The sequence below is a fragment of the Neptunicella sp. genome, assembly GCF_048268085.1.
Lineage (GTDB): Bacteria > Pseudomonadota > Gammaproteobacteria > Enterobacterales > Alteromonadaceae > Neptunicella.
The window spans coordinates 30,604-53,533 of sequence record NZ_JBLWWF010000011.1; the positions used below are offsets into that span (position 1 = coordinate 30,604).

At 44.3% G+C, this 22,930-nt stretch carries 17 protein-coding genes; 7 read left to right on the top strand and 10 right to left on the bottom strand.

Translation table 11 applies throughout. From position 1 onward, the window contains the following. The first annotated feature begins 114 nt into the window (after nucleotides 1-114). On the top strand, nucleotides 115-1,386 hold the full coding sequence (locus tag ACTD55_RS10300) for an EAL and HDOD domain-containing protein (RefSeq protein ID WP_438864248.1): 1,272 nt from the start codon (nucleotides 115-117) through the stop codon (nucleotides 1,384-1,386). On the opposite strand, the gene ACTD55_RS10305 is transcribed toward ACTD55_RS10300, so the two are convergent. Continuing rightward, nucleotides 1,372-2,136 carry a 3-keto-disaccharide hydrolase gene (locus ACTD55_RS10305; protein ID WP_438864249.1) on the bottom strand — a complete coding sequence of 255 codons (765 nt, stop codon included), beginning with the start codon at nucleotides 2,134-2,136 and terminating at the stop codon, nucleotides 1,372-1,374. The genes ACTD55_RS10300 and ACTD55_RS10305 overlap by 15 nt on opposite strands. 447 nt (nucleotides 2,137-2,583) lie before the next feature. Here ACTD55_RS10305 and ACTD55_RS10310 point away from each other — a divergent pair, with 447 nt between their 5' ends. Further along, nucleotides 2,584-3,321, top strand: a complete 738-nt coding sequence (locus tag ACTD55_RS10310) for a helix-turn-helix domain-containing protein (RefSeq protein ID WP_438864250.1) — start codon at nucleotides 2,584-2,586, stop codon at nucleotides 3,319-3,321. 43 nt (nucleotides 3,322-3,364) lie between these two features. On the opposite strand, the gene ACTD55_RS10315 is transcribed toward ACTD55_RS10310, so the two are convergent. From ACTD55_RS10315 to prfC, 3 genes are all read right to left on the bottom strand, one after another. After that, a complete protein-coding gene (locus ACTD55_RS10315) occupies nucleotides 3,365-4,123 on the bottom strand; it encodes a substrate-binding periplasmic protein (RefSeq protein ID WP_438864251.1) in 759 nt (252 codons plus the stop codon). Nucleotides 4,124-4,165: 42 nt separating this feature from the next. Next, nucleotides 4,166-5,902: an arginine--tRNA ligase gene (gene argS / locus ACTD55_RS10320; protein WP_438864252.1), complete on the bottom strand. Its 1,737-nt coding sequence runs from the start codon at nucleotides 5,900-5,902 to the stop codon at nucleotides 4,166-4,168. A gap of 72 nt (nucleotides 5,903-5,974) precedes the next feature. Further along, the gene (gene prfC, locus ACTD55_RS10325; protein ID WP_438864253.1) at nucleotides 5,975-7,552 is read right to left on the bottom strand and encodes a peptide chain release factor 3; all 1,578 of its coding nucleotides are present in this window, start codon (nucleotides 7,550-7,552) and stop codon (nucleotides 5,975-5,977) included. A gap of 234 nt (nucleotides 7,553-7,786) precedes the next feature. Here prfC and ACTD55_RS10330 point away from each other — a divergent pair, with 234 nt between their 5' ends. The 3 genes from ACTD55_RS10330 to ACTD55_RS10340 are packed head-to-tail and all read left to right on the top strand — an operon-like array spanning nucleotide 7,787 to nucleotide 14,259. Continuing rightward, nucleotides 7,787-12,328, top strand: coding sequence for a PAS domain S-box protein (locus ACTD55_RS10330; RefSeq protein ID WP_438864254.1), 4,542 nt, complete (start codon nucleotides 7,787-7,789; stop codon nucleotides 12,326-12,328). Next, on the top strand, nucleotides 12,325-13,266 hold the full coding sequence (locus ACTD55_RS10335) for a diguanylate cyclase (protein WP_438864255.1): 942 nt from the start codon (nucleotides 12,325-12,327) through the stop codon (nucleotides 13,264-13,266). Before ACTD55_RS10330 ends, ACTD55_RS10335 begins: the two co-directional genes overlap by 4 nt. Nucleotides 13,267-13,326: 60 nt before the next feature. Next, nucleotides 13,327-14,259, top strand: a complete 933-nt coding sequence (locus tag ACTD55_RS10340) for a hypothetical protein (protein ID WP_438864256.1) — start codon at nucleotides 13,327-13,329, stop codon at nucleotides 14,257-14,259. A 106-nt stretch (nucleotides 14,260-14,365) separates the two neighbouring features. On the opposite strand, the gene mazG is transcribed toward ACTD55_RS10340, so the two are convergent. From mazG to recO, 6 genes are read right to left on the bottom strand one after another with little or no spacing between them, the layout of a single operon-like run. Next, nucleotides 14,366-15,205, bottom strand: a complete 840-nt coding sequence (gene mazG, locus ACTD55_RS10345; protein WP_438864257.1) for a nucleoside triphosphate pyrophosphohydrolase — start codon at nucleotides 15,203-15,205, stop codon at nucleotides 14,366-14,368. After that, the gene (relA, locus tag ACTD55_RS10350) at nucleotides 15,171-17,321 is read right to left on the bottom strand and encodes a GTP diphosphokinase (protein WP_438864258.1); all 2,151 of its coding nucleotides are present in this window, start codon (nucleotides 17,319-17,321) and stop codon (nucleotides 15,171-15,173) included. The genes mazG and relA overlap by 35 nt, the downstream gene beginning before the upstream one ends. Nucleotides 17,322-17,375: 54 nt before the next feature. Further along, nucleotides 17,376-18,746, bottom strand: a complete 1,371-nt coding sequence (gene rlmD, locus ACTD55_RS10355) for a 23S rRNA (uracil(1939)-C(5))-methyltransferase RlmD (protein ID WP_438864259.1) — start codon at nucleotides 18,744-18,746, stop codon at nucleotides 17,376-17,378. Further along, nucleotides 18,746-19,123: a holo-ACP synthase gene (acpS, locus tag ACTD55_RS10360; protein WP_438864260.1), complete on the bottom strand. Its 378-nt coding sequence runs from the start codon at nucleotides 19,121-19,123 to the stop codon at nucleotides 18,746-18,748. The genes rlmD and acpS overlap by 1 nt, the downstream gene beginning before the upstream one ends. A 3-nt stretch (nucleotides 19,124-19,126) precedes the next feature. Next, a complete protein-coding gene (gene pdxJ / locus ACTD55_RS10365; RefSeq protein ID WP_438864261.1) occupies nucleotides 19,127-19,861 on the bottom strand; it encodes a pyridoxine 5'-phosphate synthase in 735 nt (244 codons plus the stop codon). Then, nucleotides 19,858-20,559 carry a DNA repair protein RecO gene (recO, locus tag ACTD55_RS10370; protein WP_438864262.1) on the bottom strand — a complete coding sequence of 234 codons (702 nt, stop codon included), beginning with the start codon at nucleotides 20,557-20,559 and terminating at the stop codon, nucleotides 19,858-19,860. The genes pdxJ and recO overlap by 4 nt, the downstream gene beginning before the upstream one ends. A 351-nt stretch (nucleotides 20,560-20,910) precedes the next feature. Here recO and ACTD55_RS10375 point away from each other — a divergent pair, with 351 nt between their 5' ends. Next, on the top strand, nucleotides 20,911-21,513 hold the full coding sequence (locus tag ACTD55_RS10375; protein WP_438864263.1) for an XTP/dITP diphosphatase: 603 nt from the start codon (nucleotides 20,911-20,913) through the stop codon (nucleotides 21,511-21,513). Between the two features lies 1 nt (nucleotide 21,514). Then, nucleotides 21,515-22,657: a radical SAM family heme chaperone HemW gene (gene hemW / locus ACTD55_RS10380; protein WP_438864264.1), complete on the top strand. Its 1,143-nt coding sequence runs from the start codon at nucleotides 21,515-21,517 to the stop codon at nucleotides 22,655-22,657. Nucleotides 22,658-22,930: the final 273 nt, after the last annotated feature.

The window sequence follows — 22,930 nt, forward strand, 5'->3', positions numbered from 1 at the left end:
CTGTCACAAGGCCACGGACCCCTTTTGTCGGGTTGAGAGACATCTTACCAAGGTGCCGCTTTACCATTCATTGCCATTGTGCAGTATCGTTTTGCCATCAGTTAAGGATAGAAGATGTACTTCTTTGTTGCGCGACAGCCCATTTTAAATACCAACATGAGCTTATTTGCCTACGAGTTGTTGTTTAGAAACAGCGAGCATAATGTATACCCCGGCATTGATTCAGATGTCGCGACCAGTCGCATGATCGATGGAATTATCTCATTACAGGACTGGGATTCGTTACTGCAACATCAGACTGCGTTTATCAACTTTACCGCAGAGGCGATTATTAACGAGCTGCCCCTTACCTTACCCAAAAACAGAATTGTAGTAGAAATTCTCGAGAACTCCGAGCCTACATCAACGTTGCTGGAGGCAGTATTTAATCTGCATAAGTTAGGTTACCGCATTGCATTAGACGACTATCAACATAAACCTGAATGGGAAGTGTTTTTGCCTTACGTATATATGGTTAAGGTAGAAACGCCACTACATTCGCAACAAAAATTAATTGATTGTTGTAATCGATTACAACAATTTCCGCATTTAAAATTATTGGCAGAAAAAGTAGAAACCCACGCACAATTTGAACAAGCCAAAGCCCTTGGATTCAATTATTTTCAAGGTTACTTTTTTTGTAAGCCGGAGATGGTTAAATCCCGGTTTTTGGGTCATTCCAGTGCAGCCCTGATCAACGCCCTAAGAGAAATATCCAAACCTGATGCACGGGCGGATAAAGTGGCTCAAGCCTGTCAGGGGGATCCGAGGTTATCAGTAAAATTACTACGCTACGTTAATTCCAGCTTATTCTTTCGTGCTACCCCAATTTCGTCGATAAAACACGCGGTGAGCTTTCTTGGGGAGCAAGAGTTAAGACGATTTGTCTATTTGATGTTAACCACATACGCCACATCGGCCCGGTTAACAGAAGTGATAAAAGCGTCTTTAGCCCGGGCAAGGTTTTGCGAGCTTTGGGCACAAACAACAAGACTGACACCCAACAGTGACGAAGCGTTTCTTGCCGGGATGCTATCGATGGTCGAAGCCATTTTTGATGCCCCAATTGAAGATATTCTGAAAAATATCGGTTTGTCTGGTCCGCTATACGAGGTATTAACCCAAAAGCAGGGTTTACTGGGCATGGCGTTACATTTAATAGAAAGTATTGAACGAGCGGACTGGCGGCAGTTCGATAAACTAAAAACGGATCTTAAACTCACAGATCATAATGCCGCCCAACTGTACGAATCTTCGATTGAATGGGCCGAAGCCAGATTAAAAATTCTGACTCAGGATAACTCACTCCCGCTCGGCCCTACTGCGAAACAGTTACAATTCTCTTAGCCAAATATTGCGGAAACTCACCGGGTTACCGTGATCTTGCAAACGCAGCGAATCACATCCATGAGCAGTGTAGACAGGTGCACCAATCCATGCCGTTACCCCCTGAATTTCAACATGATTTTGTACTAACACGCCGTTATGAAAAGCCGTTATCGATGCTGGCGTCTTGAGTCTGCCTGCTTCATTAAACACAGGGGCATTAAATACGATGTCATAGCTTTGCCATTCACCTGGCGCTTTACTGGCATTCACCAACGGAATATGTTGCTTGTAAACAGAACCGGCCTGACCGTTGGAATAGGTTTTATTATGATATGAATCAAGCACCTGGATCTCGTAACGTTGTTGGAAAAACACTCCACTGTTATTACGCCCCTGACCAGTTAGCTCTTCACCTTTGTCATTGGTGACCTGAGTGGGCATTTTCCACTCGATATGCAATTGCACATCACAAAAGGTTTGTTTGGTTTTAATATCGCCACTACCGGGCAACACCGTCATCGCACCATCATTAATAGGCCACTTGGCCGCCCCTTCATTAACACTCTGCCAGTTAGATAAAGAGGTTCCGTCAAATAAAATGACGGCATCGGAAGGAATGTTATTTTTATCAAAGGTGACGGTTTCTGGCACCGGCTCCCATACTTCTGTTATTTCCGCCTTTTGCCAATCAGGGATTTCAGCCGCTACCAATACGAATGGACTAAATACAGCACCGACAACTATGGGTAAGGTAAATTTATTTTGCATATCGCTTACTCTCCTCATACGGAACAACAGATATTACAGCCCCGCAATCATTTGCCTTGGGCATGCTGATACTAGCTGCCCATTAAGTTATTGTTGGTTAAACACCATGTTCTGCACTAGCTATTGCATAGCAACAAAATGTTAACAATAAGATTAGTGTATAAGTGAACAATCTGCGGGGCGTATAAAGAATTCGCTAATCGCTATAACTATTTCAGCGATTACCACCTAACACTAACCACCTATTTTATATAACGCTTTGCCGCTAATTACCCAATAAGGTTGCCTGAAACACCTGTATTAGCGCTATATATTGTGTTCAAATACCAGAATCTTACAATTGCTTTACAAAAAACAATAAGCTGATAAGAAAAAAATAACTATGATTATTCCTACAAATTATGAATATTTAGGCACCTGTATTGATCTGAACCGGTAATCGTCATTATGTCAGCGTTTTGGAAGCAACAATTTCAGTCATTGGAAATTAAACAGCTTATTGAAGTGTTTGAACTGATGCCCGATGTACTATTTTGGATAAAGGATACTCAGGGGCGTATTGTTTATGCGAATAACATTTATCTTGAGCATGCTGGGGTAAAATCCCACAAGGAAGTCCATGGTAAAACCGATCTGGATTTTTTCCCGCCGCATCTGGCTAAACAATATATGCGTGATGATGAAAGCCTGTTACATGGCAACCTGGTAACCGACCGGCTGGAAATGAATATGACCAATGAGGGACAATTTGCCTGGTTTTCAACATCCAAAAGACCCCTTTTTGACGAACAGCAAAATATTATTGGTACTTACGGTATTACCCGTCATTTCCAAAAATTTTCTCATGCCCAATCATCCATAGATGCGTTACAAGTCCCTATCGATTACATTCGTCAGCATTACGCCCAAACCATTAGCACTCAGGATTTAGCCGAATTATGCCACTTATCCGTGAGTGCGTTGGAGCGGCGTTTTAAAAAGTATTTAAGCAAAACTCCAACACAATTTATTAATGAAGTTCGACTGGAAAGCGCGCGCTTAAAAGTGGTGGAAACCGACTTACCCATTTCTGAAATTGCCTACCAGTGTGGCTTTAATGATCACAGTTATTTTACCAAACAGTTTAAAAGTGTGTTTGGCGTGCATCCTTCAAAAATGCGGGAACAAACCGCGATGGCAGATTAACCCAATCTTCTGCAGAGCCAACTCAATGAGTTGCCCTGAGTGATCAATTTAATTCGGACAGGATTTGTTTGAAGTGCCGATCAATTTTAGCCCTTTCACCTGAGGCGGTGATAGCGGCTAATGCAACATTAAACTTTTGCATCCATTGCGATGCGTCAGGGTAGGACTTTGCAATCAGAAAGTGCAAAGCAACCGTACCTAAATCTTGATCAAGTACGACCAACTCGACATTGTTATTTTCAATGCTATCTAACTGCATATAACCATTGAACAAACTGGCGTCGCTCCAGCCTTTTTGCACTTGCAATTGGCAGCCTTGAATATCAGCAGCATGACTCACCTTCCAATGGAGCTGACTATACAAACTGTCGTCTGAATGGCCCAAATTGTAGCCATAGGGCAAACAAAAACGGGCACCGTTTAACTGTTCTAAACGAGTAATGCCAGATGCTTTAGTAACATAAAGCCGGATGGGAAAATAATTAATTGGATCTGAATATAAAAATTGAGCCGCACGAGCATCGGAATAAACGTACGGATAAATTCCCAAATACTGATTTTGTCCGGCCCACATTAATGCTCGATCCCAAGGCAATATATCAACCGCTATATCACGACCCATGTGCTCGAAGACTTTTGCAACGATCGCTTGTGACCAGCCCCCCTGAGGGAACCGCTCACTAATAAAAGGGGGATAATCTTTTCCCGTTGCGACTTTTAATTGGTCATCTTGGGTCTGTCCCAAGGAACAACAGGCATAAAGCATGGCTATCAACCACAATACATGCCGACGAAGACTCACAAATACCACCTTAGTCCAGTAGAAACGAATTGAACCAAGTCGTTACATCTTCTCCATGGTGTCGATACCCAAGAGCTCAAGTCCGGACTTTAAGGTTCTGGCAGTCAATGCTGCGAGGGTTAACCGGCTGTCTTTCATCTCCTTGTCGATTCCATCTTTGAGGATAGGGCAGGCTTCATAGAAGCTCATAAACAAGCTGGCCAAATCATACAAGTAAGTGCATAGCACGTGAGGGGTGGCATCAGCGGTAAGCTGATTAATGGCTTCAATGTATTGCAGTAACTTAACGGCTAATAATTTCTCTTGTGGCTCAATAAGTTGAATGGGTGCGCTAAATTGCGAGCCATCAATACCGGCTTTACGGAAAATGCTCTGCACCCGGGTATAAGCGTATTGCAAGTAAGGTGCAGTATTGCCTTCAAAGCTGAGCATCGAATCCCAGCTAAACATATAGTCAGTGGTGCGATTTTTACTTAGGTCAGCATATTTCACCGCACCAATCCCTACCTTGCGGGCAATTTCACTGCGCTGCTCATCATCCAAATCTGACACTCGATTGGCCAACAACACCGCTGAACGTTCAACGGCTTCATCCAGTAATTCCACTAACTTAACGGTACCACCAGTACGGGTTTTAAACGGCTTGCCATCATCCCCCAACATCATCCCAAACGGGCAATGCTCGTAACTTTGTTCGGGTTTTATAAAACCGGCTTTGCGTCCAACAATTTCAGTTTGCTTAAAGTGCAATGCCTGACGAGCATCAGTCAAAATAAGGTTACGATCTGCATGCAATGTAAATGAGCGATAACGCATGGCGGCTAAATCGGTGGTGGAATACAGGTAACCACCGCCGGTTTTTTGCACGATATACACCGCCGGATTGCCTTCTTTATCCGCCAGTTCCTGAATAAACACCACTTGGGCACCCTGATCTTCAACGGCAATACCTTTGTCTTTTAACTCTTTGACGACATTGGCCAAATCGTCGTTATATGCGCTTTCGCCCATAATATCTTTGCGGGTCAGTGAGACATTCAGCTTGCGGTATACCTCTTCACTATGAGTGATAGATATATCAACAAAGGTTTTCCATAACGACACGCATTCTGGATCACCACTTTGCAATCTAACCACATTTTCTCTGGCGCGATCAGCAAATCCCTCTTCGTTATCGAAGCGAACTTTGGCTTCACGATAAAAATCTTCCAAATCGGATAAGGCCGCTTCAGCGACTCCCGTTTCAGCCAGTTTGTCATTTAAATGAGTAATCAGCATGCCAAACTGAGTTCCCCAATCGCCCATATGGTTCTGACGGATAACATTGTGGCCCATAAATTCCAAGGCTTTGACTACTGCGTCACCGATAATAGTGGTACGCAAATGCCCCACATGCATCTCTTTGGCCAGATTGGGCGATGAATAATCCACTACTATTGTTTGCGGCGTTTCAGGCTCAATCGCCAAACGCTCAGAATCTGCAGCTGCTTCTAGCTGTGCAGCCAACCACGCGGGAGCCAAATGAATATTAATAAATCCGGGACCTGCCACTTCCAATTTATCTGCAATCCCCTCCAACTCGACACTAGCAACAATTTTGTCCGCTATGTCACGGGGTTTCTGAGACAACACTTTAGACAGCGCCATTGCCCCATTAAACTGATATTCACCGAACTCTGGACGCGTACTGCGGCTTAGCGGTGCCGGAGAGTCAGCCGGGGCACCAATTGCCACAATGGCATCACGGAATTTTTGTTGTAGCAGTTGATATATATTCATGATCACTATTTATTCAGAAGTTAAGCCGTAAAAACGGCACAAAACGGTATTAACACTATCCTTCAGCCCACTTTAATGTTCGCGGGTGGTGCGGAATACGATGTCGGGATAACGTTCCTGGGCTAACGACAAGTTAACCATGGTGGGTGCGATATAGGTCAGATTATCACCGCCATCCAATGCCAAATTAGCTTCAGCCTTACGGCGAAACTCATCGACTTTACGATCACTCTCGCCTTCCACCCAGCGGGCTGTTGCCACATTAATATGTTCGTAAATGGCATCCACGTTATATTCAGACTTTAAGCGAGCCACAACCACATCAAACTGCAAGACTCCCACCGCGCCAACAATCAGATCATTGTTAATGAGCGGTCTGAATACCTGTACAGCGCCCTCTTCAGAAAGCTGAATCAAGCCTTTTTGCAGTTGTTTTTGCTTGAGAGGATCTTTTAAACGAATTCGCTTAAACAATTCAGGGGCAAAATTGGGAATCCCACTAAAACGGAATTTTTCGCCTGCGGTAAACGTATCACCAATCTGAATTGAACCGTGGTTATGCAAACCAATAATGTCACCGGCATAAGCGGTTTCCAGCACTTCTCGATCACCGGCCAAAAAAGTCAAGGCATCAGAAATACGTACATCTTTACCGATACGTGGTTGATGCATTTTCATGCCCTTTTCGTATTGACCCGAGACAATCCGACAAAACGCAATACGGTCACGATGTTTGGGATCCATGTTGGCTTGAATTTTAAATACAAAACCACTGAATTTTTGTTCATCTGCACTCACTGTGCGTTCCGATGTTTCACGTCCTTGCGGTTTTGGTGACCACTGAATCAAACCATCCAGCATGTGATCCACCCCGAAATTGCCCATCGCGGTACCAAAAAAGACCGGGGTTAATTCCCCTGCCAAGAATTCTTTAATATCAAACTCATGAGATGCCCCTTTAACCAACTCAAGGGTATCACGCAATTCTTCAGCATAACTGCCTATTGCCTTATCCAACTCGGGATTATCCAGCCCCTTAACGATACGTACTTCTTGAATAGTATGCCCTTGGCCACTTTGATACAGCACAGTCTCATCACGTAATAAGTGATACACCCCTTTGAATTCTTTGCCCATGCCTATTGGCCATGTCACCGGGGCACATTTAATTTTTAGAACATCTTCAACTTCATCAAGCAAATCAATTGGATCACGGGTATCCCTATCCAATTTATTCATGAAAGTGATAATCGGCGTATCACGTAAACGGGTTACGTCCATCAACTTTATGGTTCGCGCTTCAACCCCTTTGGCGGCATCAATGACCATCAGGCAGGAATCAACCGCAGTCAAGGTACGGTAAGTATCTTCCGAGAAGTCTTCGTGTCCCGGGGTATCAAGCAAGTTAACCAAGTGTTCTTTATAGGGAAACTGCATCACTGAGGTGGTCACCGATATGCCCCGCTCTTTTTCCATTTCCATCCAGTCAGATTTGGCATGCTGTCCAGACTTTTTACCTTTAACGGTTCCGGCTTTTTGCAAGGCATTCCCGAACAACAACACTTTCTCGGTAATGGTGGTTTTACCGGCATCCGGGTGACTGATAATGGCAAAGGTGCGGCGCTTATCGACTTCCTGCTGATATGACATGGGCGAAATAAACTCAGTATGAATAATTAAACAAAATTGGCCGCGGATTTTATACGAAATTACAGCAAATGTCGCCTATTGCGCATTCCTATTAAACTAGTCCTAGTAGGAAAGGATAAAGGATCCTATGATGGGGATAATGCAATCGCGTTTCTGATGATTCACATCAATTATTTAGCCAGACAAGACGATTGTAATTTCGATTCAATTAATTCAACAAGGATTGAAAAATTAATGGATAAAATGCTCAATCAGGCCGCGAAAACGAACAAAGACAACAATCAATACGCCCCGTCAAAGAGCTATTCCTTCCTGATCTTACCCATTTTTATTGTGTTACTTGGCACCTTGTTGGGATTATGGCTAGAACATGACAATCGACAACTGAACCAACAAAAGGTCCAGCAGGCCTTGCACAGTCGACTGGATAAAATAGCCAATCAAGTGGTGGAAAAAATCACACTTTACCAATATGGATTGCGGGGACTCAGAGGCGCAATCTTAAGCCAGAACCCCGGTGAGTTCGATTATCAACACATGCTCAATTATACCAATAGTCGGGATTATGCGTCAGAATTTCCCGGCGCAAGGGGGTTTGGCTTTATCAACCGAGTGACCCCGGACCAAAAAGATGATTTTGTTGAGCGGATGCAACAAGAGCGTCATAGACCATTCCAAATTAAACAACTTAGTCCTCATGAGGGGGACTTGTTTATTATTCAATACGTCGAACCAGAAGAACGTAACTTTGAAGCCATTGGTTTGGATATAAGTTCAGAGAAAAACCGCCGTGAAGCGGCATTACGCGCCGCTCGTGACAATACATTAAGTCTAACCGGCCCAATTACGCTAGTTCAGGAAACTCAAAAAACGCAGCACGGTTTTTTATTATTAATGCCGGTTTATCAAGGCGCGATTGCAAACGACCCGCAACAACGGTTACAGCAACTCGTTGGATGGAGTTATGCCCCGCTGTTAATTGGTGAAATATTAGACAGCATTGAACAGATAAACGAACACGTCTGGTTAACCATTACCGATACCAGCGACGATAATACCGTCACGACATTTTTTACTCGTGAAGCAGAACAAGCCAAACTGCCAAAATTTAACATAAGTAAAGATCTGTCAATATATGGACGTCACTGGCAACTTAACATAATTGCCACCCAAAGCTTTATTGATTCGCTAGCCATACATGATGCGCACAATAATCTGCAACTTGCTGTTCTGCTGTCCCTATTACTTGCCTTGATAGTATTTTTTATTCAACTCGATTGGCGACGCCATCGTGTTGTTGTCCGTCAACAAGCGGAATTGGCCGCTATTGTCACCAATGCCAATGAAGTCATTATTGGCAAAAACAAACAAGGCATTGTGACCAGTTGGAATGAGGCCGCTGAACAAATGTTTGGCTATACCGAGCAAGAAGCGGTAGGCCGCAAAATTATCGATTTGATTATCCCTGCGGATAAAATTGACGAAGAAAAATACATAATCAGTAAAATTGTCAGTGGTGAAAAAATCCGTTCACTGGATACCACTCGCCAAACAAAAACCGGCGAGATCATCCCTGTGTCGGTCAACGTGACAGCCATCAAAGATGATAACCAGCAAGTCATTGGTTCTGCAGTGACCATGCTGGATATTAGTCATATCAAATTAGCCGAACAAAATCTGTTACGCGCCAACGAAGAGTTGGAATATCAAGTACAAGTGCGCACCAAAGAAATTGCCGATGTTTCAATACTGCAACGCTCTATTCTCGACAACGCCGGGTACGCCATCATCGCGACAGATCCCAAAGGGGTAATTACCTTATTTAACCCTGCCGCAGAAAAAATTCTGGAATATAGTCAGGACGAAGTGGTGGGTAAACAAACCCCTGCCATTTTTCATGACCCGAATGAAATTGCAGCGCGCGCAAAACAGTTATCCGCTGAATTAAACCAAACCATTGAACCGGGGTTTGAAGTATTTGTAGCCAAGGCGAAGCTTGGAAAAGTAGACAGCCGCGAATGGTCCTATATTCGTAAAGATGGTTCTGTATGCCAGGTTAATTTAAGCGTGAATGCCCTCAAAGATAGTCAAGGTGAACTTGTGGGCTTTGTCGGCATTGCCATTGATCTAACCCGCCAAAAACAATTGGAGTTTGAGCTGGATTTAGCCAAACTGTCTACCGAACAAACGTCCGATGCGGTATTTTGGGTGACTCCTGAAGCGCGTATTCTTAAAGTTAATCAGGCAGCCTGCAAGGCACTAGGCTACAGCAACCTGATATTACAACGCAAAGTGATTGAAGACGTTTGTCCTGACTATACGAAAACCAAATGGTCACAACACTTACAACAATTACAAGCCAATCAGGAACTGATGATCAATACCGAGTTCCTGAATAATAATGCCCAGACAATCCCAGTCTCACTCACCTCCACTTTGGTGCATTTATCCGGACAGAAGTTTATTTACATGGTGGCGCGGGATATTAGTGAGCAATTGGCCCGAGAAAAAGAATTAGCCATCGCCAAAGATAATGCCGATGCTGCCAACCAGGCCAAATCATCTTTTTTAGCCAATATGAGTCATGAAATCAGAACCCCGATGAATGCCATTTTGGGGTTATTGCAATTAATTAAACAAACCGATCTTACCGCTCGTCAGTTGGATTACATCAATAAGACCCACAATGCCTCTAAATCATTGTTGAGTTTGTTAAACGACATTCTGGATATTTCAAAAGTCGAAGCGGGTAAAATGCAATTGGAAGAGCACCCTTTTGATCTGCATGAATTTATGCACGATATTAACGTGATTTTATCGGCCAACTTAGCCCATAAAAATATCGAAGTTGTTTATGATATTCCGGTGCAGAATCCGCTGGCGCTAATAGGCGATAGTCTCAGATTAAAGCAGGTCATGTTAAATCTGGCAGGTAATGCCATCAAGTTTACCGAGCAAGGTCAAGTTATCATTACCATCGATGTTATGTCTCAGGCTAATGATGCCATCCAGCTAAGGTTCTCCATTCAGGACACGGGCATTGGCATGACGGAACAACAACTAGCACAAATTTTTACCAGTTTTAATCAGGCAGAATCGTCCACCAGTCGACGCTTTGGCGGTACCGGTCTGGGTTTGAGTATTAGCAAAAGACTGGTCGAGTTAATGGGTGGGGAAATTAGCGTAGAAAGTGAAATAGACAAAGGTAGCACCTTTTCTTTTAGCATCTGGCTAACCACCACCGAAGCACCTGTTAAGGCATTAACTACAGCTGATTTACCACCAAATTTAGATTTATTAATTGTCGATGATAACGAACAAGCCAGAATGATTTTAGCCGATATTGTGCAAAGTCAGGGTTGGCAAGCAGACATTGCCGGCTCAGGGCTTGAAGCATTAAAAATGGTCGAGAACAAGCAAGCTGCCAATCAACATTACGACCTGATTTTTATGGATTGGCAAATGCCCGATTTAGATGGTTGGCGCACGGCTGAAAGAATTCGTCAAATGCAGAATAAAGAATCAACCTCGTTAATTATTATGATTACCGCCTATAGCCGCGAACTGTTGGCGCAAAAGCATCTGGCGGACACCCATTTATTTAATGGCTTTCTGGAAAAACCAGTCACTGAATCGACTATTCTTAGTGCCATCAATGACACACTGACCGGTAAACAGATTCATAATCAAGAGGTACAACCGCACACATCAAACCAACATAAGCTAACCGGATTACATATCCTGCTGGTAGAGGACAATCCCACTAATCAGCTGGTTGCCTCAGAACTGCTAAGCAATGAAGGCGCCACGGTGACGATCGCAGCAGGAGGCACCTTTGCGTTAACGGAATTGGAAAATACCAGCGCGCCATTTGATCTCATCCTGATGGATATTCAAATGCCTGATCTGGATGGCTATCAAACAACTCAGCGTATTCGTCAAATGTCTGATTTCAAGCTCATTCCAATTATTGCAATGACTGCAAATGCGATGCAGAGTGATAAAGAGGCTTGTTTTGCGGCAGGTATGAATGATTACGTCGGCAAACCCTTTGAAATTAATCATCTGGTTAATGTCATCTTAAACAACCTCAATATTGACAACCCAATCACTGAAACATCGCCAAATACAACCGATCAATCGCAGCCGCCCATAACGGATAACCTGCTTGAGTTCTGCCAGTTGGAAAATATTGACATCACAGTCGCCCTCGAACGATTAGGTCACTCATTGTCTTTATATAACAAGATCCTGGAATCCTTTAGTCAGGATCTTAATGATTACCAAGTCCAGCTTAACGGGATGGATTTACTCAACGAGCGTGAAATGATCGTGCGGATTTTTCATACATTAAAAGGATCCTCTGCTACCGTCGGAATGCGAGAAATGACCGCATTTGCCACGGAACAGGACACTAAATTAAAACAGACCGATTACCATATTGACTCACAAACGCTTAAACAATTTAACCAATTATCGTGGCAAACTCAGCAAAAAGTAAAACAGCTACAAAAGCAGCTCGTGACTGCCACACATAACAAAGTAACCGCGATCACACCCTCCTCGCGGTCTACAAAAAGCCTGTCGCAAGAGCTAGATAGATTAATAAGCTCGTTAGCCGAGTCCAACATGCAATCACTAGACATATTTTCTGAACTCCAGCCAGATTTGTATCAGTTAGACGCCAATATCTGTAATAATATTGATAATGCATTGAATAAATTAGACTTTCCAACGGCCATACAGCAAGTCGAACGCTTAAGAGGGAAATTATGATGGGGATCAATTTGGCAGGCCAAAAACTGCAAAAAAACTATACTGCATCAATAGCCGAAGCCAAAATTTTGGTGGTTGATGATCAGCCCATAAATATTCAGGTCATCAATCAAACTCTCTCGGCCGATTATAACGTGTTTATGGCGACCACCGGCCAGCAGGCTATCGACTTTTGCCTTAAAACCCCACCTGACCTGATATTAATGGACGTGCTCATGCCGGGAATGAGTGGCTTGGAAACCTGTAAAAAGATGAAGGAACAGGAGCCATTACAATCTATTCCGATCATTTTTATTACCGGTTTGCAGGAACAAGCCGAAGAAGATGCTTGCTGGCAAGCCGGCGGTATCGACTTTATAACGAAACCCGTTAATCCGGTAACCTTACGCAATCGTGTCAGAGCCCAGCTTACCCTTAAGTTTCAAACTGATCTATTACGCAATATGGCCTATTTTGATGGATTAACCGGGGTGTATAACCGTCGTTATTTTAATGATTATTATGCTCGTCAGGTACTGACAGCGCAGCGTTTAAATCAACCATTAACGATTTTGATGATCGACATCGATTACTTTAAACAGTTTAACGATGCCTATGGCCATTTAGCCGGTGATGATTGCCTGGCTAACGTGGCAGAAGCACTACATATAAGCCTAAAACGCCCCGCTGACTTGCTCGCCCGATATGGTGGTGAGGAGTTTGTAGCGGTATTACCGGATACCGATCAACAAGGCGCGATCCATGTAGCCAAGTTAATTCAAAAAAATGTCGAGGCGTTGGCTATTGCTCATGAGTCTTCTGAGTTTAAGCAGGTAACAGTCAGTATAGGTATCGCCGTGAGTGAACCTAATCAAAAACACGAATTACCACTTACGCAATTAGCCGATGAACAGCTATATCAAGCCAAAGCGGCTGGCCGTAATCAGTATAAAATTTAACAATGATAATATTTCCCCTGTTTAGGGATTAACTACATTTATGTCAGAGGCATTAAACAAATGAAGGATCTTTTAACCACCGCGTTCACCATCAGCATCATACTATGCGCGCCCTTGCTCAACGCACAGCAAGGTTTTGACAATGGCAGTATCACCTCCACCGTTCCTCAAGCCAGCGCTACATTAGCCCAAGACGCTTATTACAACGGTGCTTTTATTGATGCTGACCAAACGGTCACCTTTCATCAAACCGGTCATCTGGCCAGTGGATTACTTAAAGAAGATTTTAACCAGCAGGGCTATTTATTTAAGGCGGGGACGTCGATTAACTTTTTTGAAAATGGTCAGGTCAAGGCGGGAACACTAAGCCAGCAAACAAAGATCGATTCCACCACCTTTTTAGCCAACAGTTACCTTGTGTTGTGGGGCAACGGACAGGTTAGTAACGCGACATTGAAAGCAGGGAGTAAGCCGGAAAACAAAAACTTAACCTTGCCTATTGATATGGAAGTACAGTTTAATGCCAGTGGCCATATGACCTCGGTCACCCCATTTAAAGTGGAAGTTTACCGGTTATTTGGCAAATTACTCAAAGGCCAATCCCAACTGCTTTACGACGAAAGCAATGACCAATATCGCTTGTACAAAGGCACGCTCGCTGAAGCAGAAATCATCGCCTCTCTGGCTAATGGTGTATCGGCTTACGGCAATGCCACTAAAGCCGTCGCCATTATTGCCCCGCGCAACAGTACCTTTAGCTTGTATCAAACCAGCGGGTTAAATGCAGGCGGTCAGCAGCCCTATGATATTTACTATTTACCCGGCTCACTAGCCATTAATCGTTATGACTTTGGTGAAAATCCCGCGGTTTATGTGCGTGATATGCAGTTACATGGGGTGCAGATCCAACAAGATCTGCGGTTAGATGGCTTTTCCTATCAAGCCGGGCAACTGATTTTACTAGATCAAAAAGGCAAAGTGGTGAGTCCTTAAGGTCAGTGTCGAGCTGCGAACGACGAACTGAGAAATACTGGATGCCCTGTGCTTCTGTGGTTATAAATTTGTGGTTGATAGTGTGAATACTGCGACTCAAATGCCGTCAGCCTTTATTGGCCGTTTTGACTTGCTGCCAAACCGCTTCCATTTCATCCAAACTCGCCTGTTCAATGGATTGACCATGCTGCTTAAAATGCGCTTCTACCCCACGAAAACGTTGTTCAAATTTATGATTGGCTTTGCGCAGAGCCGTTTCTGGCTCGACTTGCAGATGTCGGGATAAATTGACAACCGCAAATAATAAATCGCCAATTTCTTCTTCGACAGCGTGGTGGTTTATTATCGGTTGATTCACTTCTGCCAATACTTCATCAATTTCTTCATGGATTTTATCCACCACCGGCGGTAATTCCGGCCAGTCAAATCCGACTTTGGCACAACGCTTCTGTATTTTGTTAGCCCGCATGAGTGGCGCCATTCCCACTGGAATATTGGCCAGCACGCTATCGTCAATTTTGCCTTGCTGTTGTCGTTCCTGCTGTTTAATTGTATCCCAGTTGCGGCTTAACTGTTGTTCACTTTCAACAGGCTGTTCTTCAAACACATGGGGATGACGGCGAATTAGTTTGTCAGCCACTGCACCGGCCACGGCTTCAAAATCGAATTCATTTTGTTCCCGGCCAAGCTGGGCATAAAATATGACCTGAAAGAGTAAATCGCCCAATTCATCTTTGATTTCATCCATGCTGCCATGTTCGATGGCATCAGCCACTTCGTAAGCTTCTTCAATAGTAAAAGGCACAATGGACTGAAAAGTCTGTTGTCGATCCCAGGGACAACCATTAACCGGATCACGCAAGCGCTGCATCACCTCTATCAGTCTTTGCAGATTGGGGTAGTCTTGCATATCAGGCTTCAACCCGACGCACCGATTGTACACCATTGACTTTATCCAGCCGGGAGACCATTTTAGCCAAGCTATGCAAATCTTTAACTTCTAACTTGAGCTGAATTTTGGCGGTATTATCTTTGCTGTTACTCAAACTGTTTACCCCCAGCAATCCAATCTTTTCATTCGCCAGTACGGTGGTGATATCCCTTAATAAACCATCCCGATCGTTACAAAACACTTCAACATGGGTTTCAAAAACACCGCTATGATCCGACGTCCAGTTAACTTCAATATAACGTTCCGGGTGTTCTTCGAGTAAATGCACTAATTGTTCACAATCCTCTTTATGTACACTGACCCCACGCCCTTGAGTGATATACCCCTGAATAGGATCGCCCGGCAGTGGTTTACAACAACCGGCCAGTTGAGTCATTAAATTTCCGACACCTTCAACTTCAATGCTGTCTTTGCTTTTTTTACTGCTACTACGTTTTTTAAGGCGTAAATCAATTTCCGGCGGGGGTGCATGCAGTTGCAATAAAAAGTTGACCACCTGATTAATACGAATATCGCCACCACCAATGGCCACATACAAATCATCAAGACTGTTCATATTAAATTTGGCACAGGCTTCAACAGCCTGTTTAGGCTCTAAATGAACCCGGCTTAATTCCTTATCCAGCGACTCCTTACCGGCCTGTAAATTTTTATCCCGATCCTGTTTTTTAAACCAGGTTTGAATTTTGGCTCTGGCACGGGAGGAATGAATATATCCTAAATTTGGATTCATCCAGTCACGACTGGGATTACTGCGTTTGCCGGTTAAAATATCCACCTGATCGCCAGTTTGCAATTGATAGGTAAATGGCACGATACGCCCAAATACCTTGGCACCAATACAACGGTGCCCCACATTACTGTGAATATAATAGGCAAAGTCCAATGGAGTCGATCCCATGGGTAAATCCACCACATCACCACGGGGAGTGAATACATACACCCGATCTTCAAACACCTGACTACGCAATTCTTCAACAATATCGCCCGACTCGGCCATTTCTTCCTGCCAGGCTAGAATCTTGCGTAACCAACTAATTTTTTCGTCGTAACTGGAACGAGCGCTGTGATTGCCTTCTTTGTATTTCCAATGTGCCGCCACCCCGAGTTCAGAATCCTGATGCATTTGCTGGGTACGGATTTGAATTTCAATGGATTTACCTTGCGGGCCATTAATTACCGTATGAATGGACTGATAGCCGTTGGGCTTAGGGGTAGCAATGTAATCATCAAATTCACGAGGAATATGCTTGAAGTGAGCATGTACTATCCCCAGTGCACCGTAACAATCCTGCAATCGCTCCGCGATAATACGTACCGCACGAATATCAAATAATTGCTCAAACCCCAGATGTTTTTTCTGCATCTTTTTCCAGATGCTAAAAATGTGCTTGGGCCGACCATAGACTTCAGCCTTGATATTCTCACTGGTTAACTCGGCCTGTAAATTCGCAACAAAATCATCGATATAATGTTCACGATCAGTACGTTTTTCATGTAGCAGACCAGCAATTTGTTTGTAGGTTTCCGGGTGCAGATAACGGAAAGACAGATCTTCCAGCTCCCACTTTAACTGACCAATCCCCAAACGATTGGCTAAGGGCGCATAAATACTGGCGCATTCTTTGGCAATCAGTACACGGGTTTCTTCATCTTCGTCTTTCACCTGGCGCAAGCGACAAATCCGTTCGGCCAGTTTGATCACCACCGCCCGCACATCTTGCACCATCGACAATAGCATACGGCGGACATTATCAATTTGCGCTTCATCGCTGCGAGCCTTGCTATTGGCATGCAGATTACGAATGGCATCCATGCGTCGCACCCCAAGCAATAATTCACAGATAGCTGGGGAGTTTTTTTCAGCCATGGCTTCATCTGACCATTGTTCAGCTTCGCAAATGGGCAATATCAGTGCCGCTTGCAGCGTTTCATCATCCATATGCAGTTCATGCAGGATCTCAATCATTTCTCGCGACATCAAAGGCACATCATAGCCGCTGGCAATCTCGCACAAACGTTGTCGGCACTCATCAGTTAAGCTAATGGAATTGAGCCATTCCTGGAAAGAATCAGATTGTTGTTCATGTACTTTACGAATTGAAACCATGATAAATTTTTAGCGGTACTCCATGTTATATTGCCAAATCAATCTCGGCGGCGACTAGCCATTATTGGGGATAAACAGTGCCATTAGCTCGGTATGTACAGTATGTGGAAACATATCCATCAAGGCAATTTTATCCAATCTAAATCCACTATTTAATAATTCAACCATATCCCGGGCAAAGGTGGCCGGATTACAACTGACATATAACACCATTTGCGGCTGAAGTGCTTTTAGCTGAGGTATGACTTCCAGCGCACCGGCACGGGCAGGATCGAGTAACACCTTATTACACTGACGAATTTCCGCATCGTTGAGCATATTCCACTGGCTCAGGTCAGCCTTTAAAAAACGTACATTATCTAACTGGTTGAGCGTGGCATTATCTTTAGCTTGTTGCACCATGTCTGCCACTCCTTCAATACCAAAGACCCGCTGTACTTTTTGTGCCATAGGTAAACTAAAATTACCGACACCACAAAATAGATCGAGCACCTTATCCTGTGCATTCAGCTGTAACCATTGCATCGCCTGTTGGATCATCTGCTGATTCAATGCACCATTGACTTGAATGAAATCATTGGGAGATAACGCAATTTGAATGCCATCTTGCAAACGATATTTTGCAGGTGAGAAGGCCGTGGACAATGACTCAAACTGATTGCGCTGACTCTCCAAAACCACCACACAACCGACAGATGATTCAAGGTTGGTAAGTGTTAACTTATCTTTATCACTCAAAGTCTTGGTTAGTCGAATTGTTACTTGCAGCTCACCGTCAGTATCAAGCAAACTAACATGGCCTAAACCATTTTTGTTATTCAACTGGTGCAAGGTTGCCAATAAGTGGGGCAATATGCGTTGTAATGGTTGAGTAAGCACCGGACACTGTTCAATCGCCACCACGTCTTTACTATTTTTAGCACGAAATCCCACTTTAAACTGATTGTGCTGACGACTATCAATCGCCAATCGAGCTTTACGTCGATATGCATTTTCAGGAATGGCTAATGGAGTTTGCCAGTTTATCGGTGCTTTTCCGCCCAGTTTAGTCAGCAAAACATCAACCGCCGTTTGCTTGTGCCGCAACATATTTTCGGGGCTAATATACTGGCTCTGACACCCCCCACATTGATTAAAATGCGGGCAAAACGGTTCGATACGTTGGGCAGAGGGCTGGATAATATGGGTAGCGGTACTTTTCCAAAAACGTGATTTTTTGTCACTAACACTGACCTGGCAAACTTCACCGGGCAACGCGTTATCAACAAATACCACCGGCTGATGAGAACGACATACCCCCTGACCATGATGATCCAACTGATCGATGGTCAATTCCAGCTTTTGCTGGTGATGATGAGGGGCTTTGCGGCCTTGTTTATTTCCCGTCTTATTATTGCCTTTGGGTGCTCTAAATATTTGAACCATTATTTATCCAGGACGACGGTGGCTAATGCGTAGTGTTGCTCATCAGAAATAGAAATATGGGTACTGGTCACCCCCAACTGCTGACACACCTCCAATACTTTGCCAGACAAGGTTAAAAAAGGTTGGCCGCTGTCCTGATTAAGAACTTCAACATCCTGAAAACTAACGCCATTACCAATACCGATACCAATCGCTTTAACCATCGCTTCTTTTGCTGCGAAACGCTTAGCCAAATAACGAGCCGGAAAAAGATGTTGCTTGAATAGGGCATATTCATCTTCGGTCAGTACCCGTTGGGCTAAACGGTCTGATTTTTCCAATTGCTTTTCAATCCGTGCAATTTCGACAATATCCGTACCTAAGCCGACGACTGCCATAATTTAACGCCGTGCTTCTTGCATTAATACACGCATATCCGCTACCGCTTTGGCTAAACCGTCAAAAGCGGCACGGGCGATAATCGCATGGCCAATATTGAGTTCGATAATGTCTTCAATGGCCGCAATCGGTTTCACGTTATGATAATGCAATCCGTGCCCGGCATTCACTTTGAGACCGATAGAGGTAGCATAACTAACCGCATCTTTAATCCGCTGCAATTCTTTGTGCTGCGATTCTTCGTCGGTGGCATCGGCATAGCAACCGGTGTGAATTTCAATATACTCTGCACCGCACTGGCGGGCAGCGTGAATTTGCTGATTGTCTGCATCAATAAATAATGACACCTTAGTGCCTATTTTTGCCAGTTCACTACAGGCATGGGTAATCGCATCCAAATTAGCCACTACATTTAACCCACCTTCCGTGGTTAGTTCTTCACGTTTTTCAGGCACCAGACAACAAAATTCTGGCTTGGTTTTGAGCGCAATGGCCAGCATTTCATCGGTGACGGCCATTTCCAAATTTAAACGGGTATTGATGGTCTGACGTAATAATTGCACATCACGGTCGTTAATATGGCGGCGATCTTCACGCAAATGAACCGTGATACCATCGGCACCGGCTCGTTCGGCCATATCGGCGGCGTGCACCGGATCGGGGTAAGAAGTGCCCCGAGCATTGCGCAAGGTAGCGATATGATCAATATTGACGCCTAACAAAATATCTCTTTTCAACTTCTTTCTCTCATAAACAGTTCACGACTTTTCAGTGGTTTATTGCCCAACAAGGGTTGTAATGCCATACGGCTGATAATTTTGGCACAGCTGAGCGCAGATTGCTGCCATTGTTGATGATGAATGGCGAGTAAATCGCTGCCCATAAAGCAGTTTTTGCTATTCATTTGCTTGGCTAACGGCACGAAGCCCTGTTCCTCAATCCATTGGTAATAACCTTGAGGCTCAATACTGTCGCCGGATTGTCCGTCTGTATCAAAACTTAATGCATAACCCATATCGGCCAACAAACCAAACTCAAAACGTCTTAACACCGGCTCAATAGATTCAGCCAGAGCCAATTGCTCAAGGCTTTGCTCATATAGCGCAAATAATTCGGCATAAGGGTATTCACTGTGCAGAATTCGGTTAACCAGTTCATTTAAATACAGCCCAGAATAGAGCGCCCTTCCCTGCAATTGAAAGGCTTTACCACTGGCTTCACAGCTGGCTAAATTTTTTAACTGATGTTTACCGTACAAGGATAATTCTAACGGCTGAAACGGTTGCAATAGGCTTTTATTCTGACTTTTACTACTACGTACACCTTTGGCTACAAAACTTAATTTACCGTATTGAGCACTAAACGCGTCGACCAGATAACTGGTTTCACGATATTCCCGTTTATGCAAAATAAAGGCATTAATTCCGTTAAGCACAACAACCACTCGGCTTGATTGACAGCAAAGCTGGATTATATCTCAACTGGCCGCGTGACAGTATAAAAAGCAAGGTTGAAACTGGAGAAAATAACAATCGCGAGTCTCTGTGGTTATCAATTGCAACCTGATATTTAGCACAGAGACGCAGAACTCACGGACAAAGAATTTAATTGAATACCCACTGGTTTGCACTAAGCCTTTGGCAAGCTAGGGAGGCACGGAAGATTTAAGGGATTTATCCTGACGGTTGGCATCGCAGCATGAAAATAAATGTCAAGGTTAAATCCTTTCGACAAGTACCGGCCAAGGCATTACCATTGCGGCCACACAGGACAGGAGCATATGTTGATGAAAAAAACCGTTGTATTAGCCACGGGTAACCAAGGCAAAGTCAAAGAATTAGCCCGCATGTTGGCACCGATTCAGATGACTGTGGTACCGCAAAGTGAATATGAAGTCGAAGATGTGCCGGAAACAGGCACCACCTTTGTGGAAAACGCCATCATCAAGGCGCGTCATGCAGCTAAAATCACCGGACTGCCGGCGATTGCCGATGACTCCGGTTTGGCTGTGGATTTTCTCAATAGTGCACCGGGTATTTACTCCGCCCGATACAGCGGTGAGCAAGCCACCGACGCCAGCAATATTAACAAACTACTACGTGAATTAGCCGATATTCCCGAACCTGAGCGTACCGCTCGGTTTATTTGCGTATTGGTGTTTATGCGCCATGCAGATGATCCTACGCCAATCATTTGTCAGGGTGAATGGGTTGGACGTATTACCGCAAAGCCTTCTGGTAGTGAAGGCTTCGGCTATGATCCGGTATTTTGGGTAGAGCAACATCAGTGCACCTCAGCCGAGCTCAGTTCAGAACAAAAAAATGCCATCAGTCATCGCGGCTTAGCCTTACAGCAATTGCTTACTCAATTGCGCGATCAACAAGACTAATATGCAATATCCGCCGCTTTCACTGTATATCCATATTCCATGGTGCGTACAAAAATGTCCTTATTGTGATTTTAATTCTCATGGACAAAAAAGTGCCTTGCCTGAACAGGAATATATCGCCCATTTACTCGATGATTTGGCCGAAGACGCCAAACGGGTGGGCGAAAGACAGGTACAGACGATCTTTTTTGGCGGCGGCACACCAAGCTTGTTCTCTGCCGCTGGGATTGAGCGCATTTTGCAAGGCGTTGCCCAGCGGGTTAATCTGGCCGATAACGCTGAAATAACCCTGGAAGCCAATCCCGGCACCGTCGAGAGTGAAAAATTTATTGCCTTTCGGGCGGCAGGGGTCAACCGGATTTCTATCGGGGTGCAAAGTTTTCAGGCAGATAAATTACAGGGACTTGGCCGGATCCATGATGAGCAACAAGCGCTGAATGCCGCCAGTTATGCCCATCAGGCCGGGCTGAACAGTTTTAATCTGGACTTAATGCACGGTTTACCTGAACAATCAGTCGACAATGCCCTGTTTGATTTGCGCACGGCCATTAGCCAGCAACCTCCCCATTTATCCTGGTATCAATTGACCATTGAGCCGAATACCCTATTTGCTTCCAAACCGCCAACGTTGCCCGATGACGATATTCTGTGGGAGATTCAACAACAAGGGCATCAATTATTGGCAGAGGCCGGCTATCAGCAGTACGAAATCTCCGGATACAGCCAGCCGCAACACCAATGTCAGCACAACCTCAACTATTGGCGTTTTGGTGATTATCTGGGTATTGGTTGTGGCGCCCATGGTAAAATTACCGATATAGGCAACGGCCAGATCCAGCGTACCGTAAAGGTAAAACACCCCAAAGGTTACATGAACTTGAGCCAACCCTATTTGAATCAACTTAATCTGGTTGAAGCAGCGGATCGTCCGTTTGAATTTTTAATGAACCGTTTACGCTTAACCGAAGCCTGCCCAATTGAAGATTATGGGCTTTATACCGGATTGGAACTTCATCAGTTCGAAATGCAAACCAAGTTATTGCAAGCGCAAGACAAAGGCTTACTGACCATTACCCCAAGCCATTGGCAAGTCACCGACTTAGGCCGCCGTTACCTGAATAGTTTACTGGAAATGTTGGTGTAAAAACGAAGATAGCCACGAGTGGCGAGGTTTGAGTAACGAGTTAAAAACACAATCGCAATTCACCGTTCGCCCTGAGCGCGAGGCACGGCCGGTGTTGGTTTTACCCGCGACTCTAATTTTCCCGATTTAAATATAGGCTTGTCGAATGGCCGAACACGGACGTTCGGACAAGGCCAATATTTACATGGAAGTTACCTTTGGCCGCTTCGATATTAAAGCCTGTATTTAAATCGGATTAGAAAGTTAGTGGAGTGCAGGATTCTTTCGCCTCTT

What these genes read in the sequence shown, in the direction of transcription:
- ACTD55_RS10300 (WP_438864248.1), top strand. Translation starts at nt 115, where the DNA reads ATGTACTTCTTTGTTGCGCGACAGCCCATTTTAAATACCAACATGAGC.
- ACTD55_RS10305 (WP_438864249.1), bottom strand. Translation starts at nt 2,136, where the DNA reads ATGCAAAATAAATTTACCTTACCCATAGTTGTCGGTGCTGTATTTAGT.
- ACTD55_RS10310 (WP_438864250.1), top strand. Translation starts at nt 2,584, where the DNA reads ATGTCAGCGTTTTGGAAGCAACAATTTCAGTCATTGGAAATTAAACAG.
- argS (WP_438864252.1), bottom strand. Translation starts at nt 5,902, where the DNA reads ATGAATATATATCAACTGCTACAACAAAAATTCCGTGATGCCATTGTG.
- prfC (WP_438864253.1), bottom strand. Translation starts at nt 7,552, where the DNA reads ATGTCATATCAGCAGGAAGTCGATAAGCGCCGCACCTTTGCCATTATC.
- ACTD55_RS10330 (WP_438864254.1), top strand. Translation starts at nt 7,787, where the DNA reads ATGGATAAAATGCTCAATCAGGCCGCGAAAACGAACAAAGACAACAAT.
- ACTD55_RS10335 (WP_438864255.1), top strand. Translation starts at nt 12,325, where the DNA reads ATGATGGGGATCAATTTGGCAGGCCAAAAACTGCAAAAAAACTATACT.
- ACTD55_RS10340 (WP_438864256.1), top strand. Translation starts at nt 13,327, where the DNA reads ATGAAGGATCTTTTAACCACCGCGTTCACCATCAGCATCATACTATGC.
- mazG (WP_438864257.1), bottom strand. Translation starts at nt 15,205, where the DNA reads ATGGTGTACAATCGGTGCGTCGGGTTGAAGCCTGATATGCAAGACTAC.
- relA (WP_438864258.1), bottom strand. Translation starts at nt 17,321, where the DNA reads ATGGTTTCAATTCGTAAAGTACATGAACAACAATCTGATTCTTTCCAG.
- rlmD (WP_438864259.1), bottom strand. Translation starts at nt 18,746, where the DNA reads ATGGTTCAAATATTTAGAGCACCCAAAGGCAATAATAAGACGGGAAAT.
- acpS (WP_438864260.1), bottom strand. Translation starts at nt 19,123, where the DNA reads ATGGCAGTCGTCGGCTTAGGTACGGATATTGTCGAAATTGCACGGATT.
- ACTD55_RS10375 (WP_438864263.1), top strand. Translation starts at nt 20,911, where the DNA reads ATGAAAAAAACCGTTGTATTAGCCACGGGTAACCAAGGCAAAGTCAAA.
- hemW (WP_438864264.1), top strand. Translation starts at nt 21,515, where the DNA reads ATGCAATATCCGCCGCTTTCACTGTATATCCATATTCCATGGTGCGTA.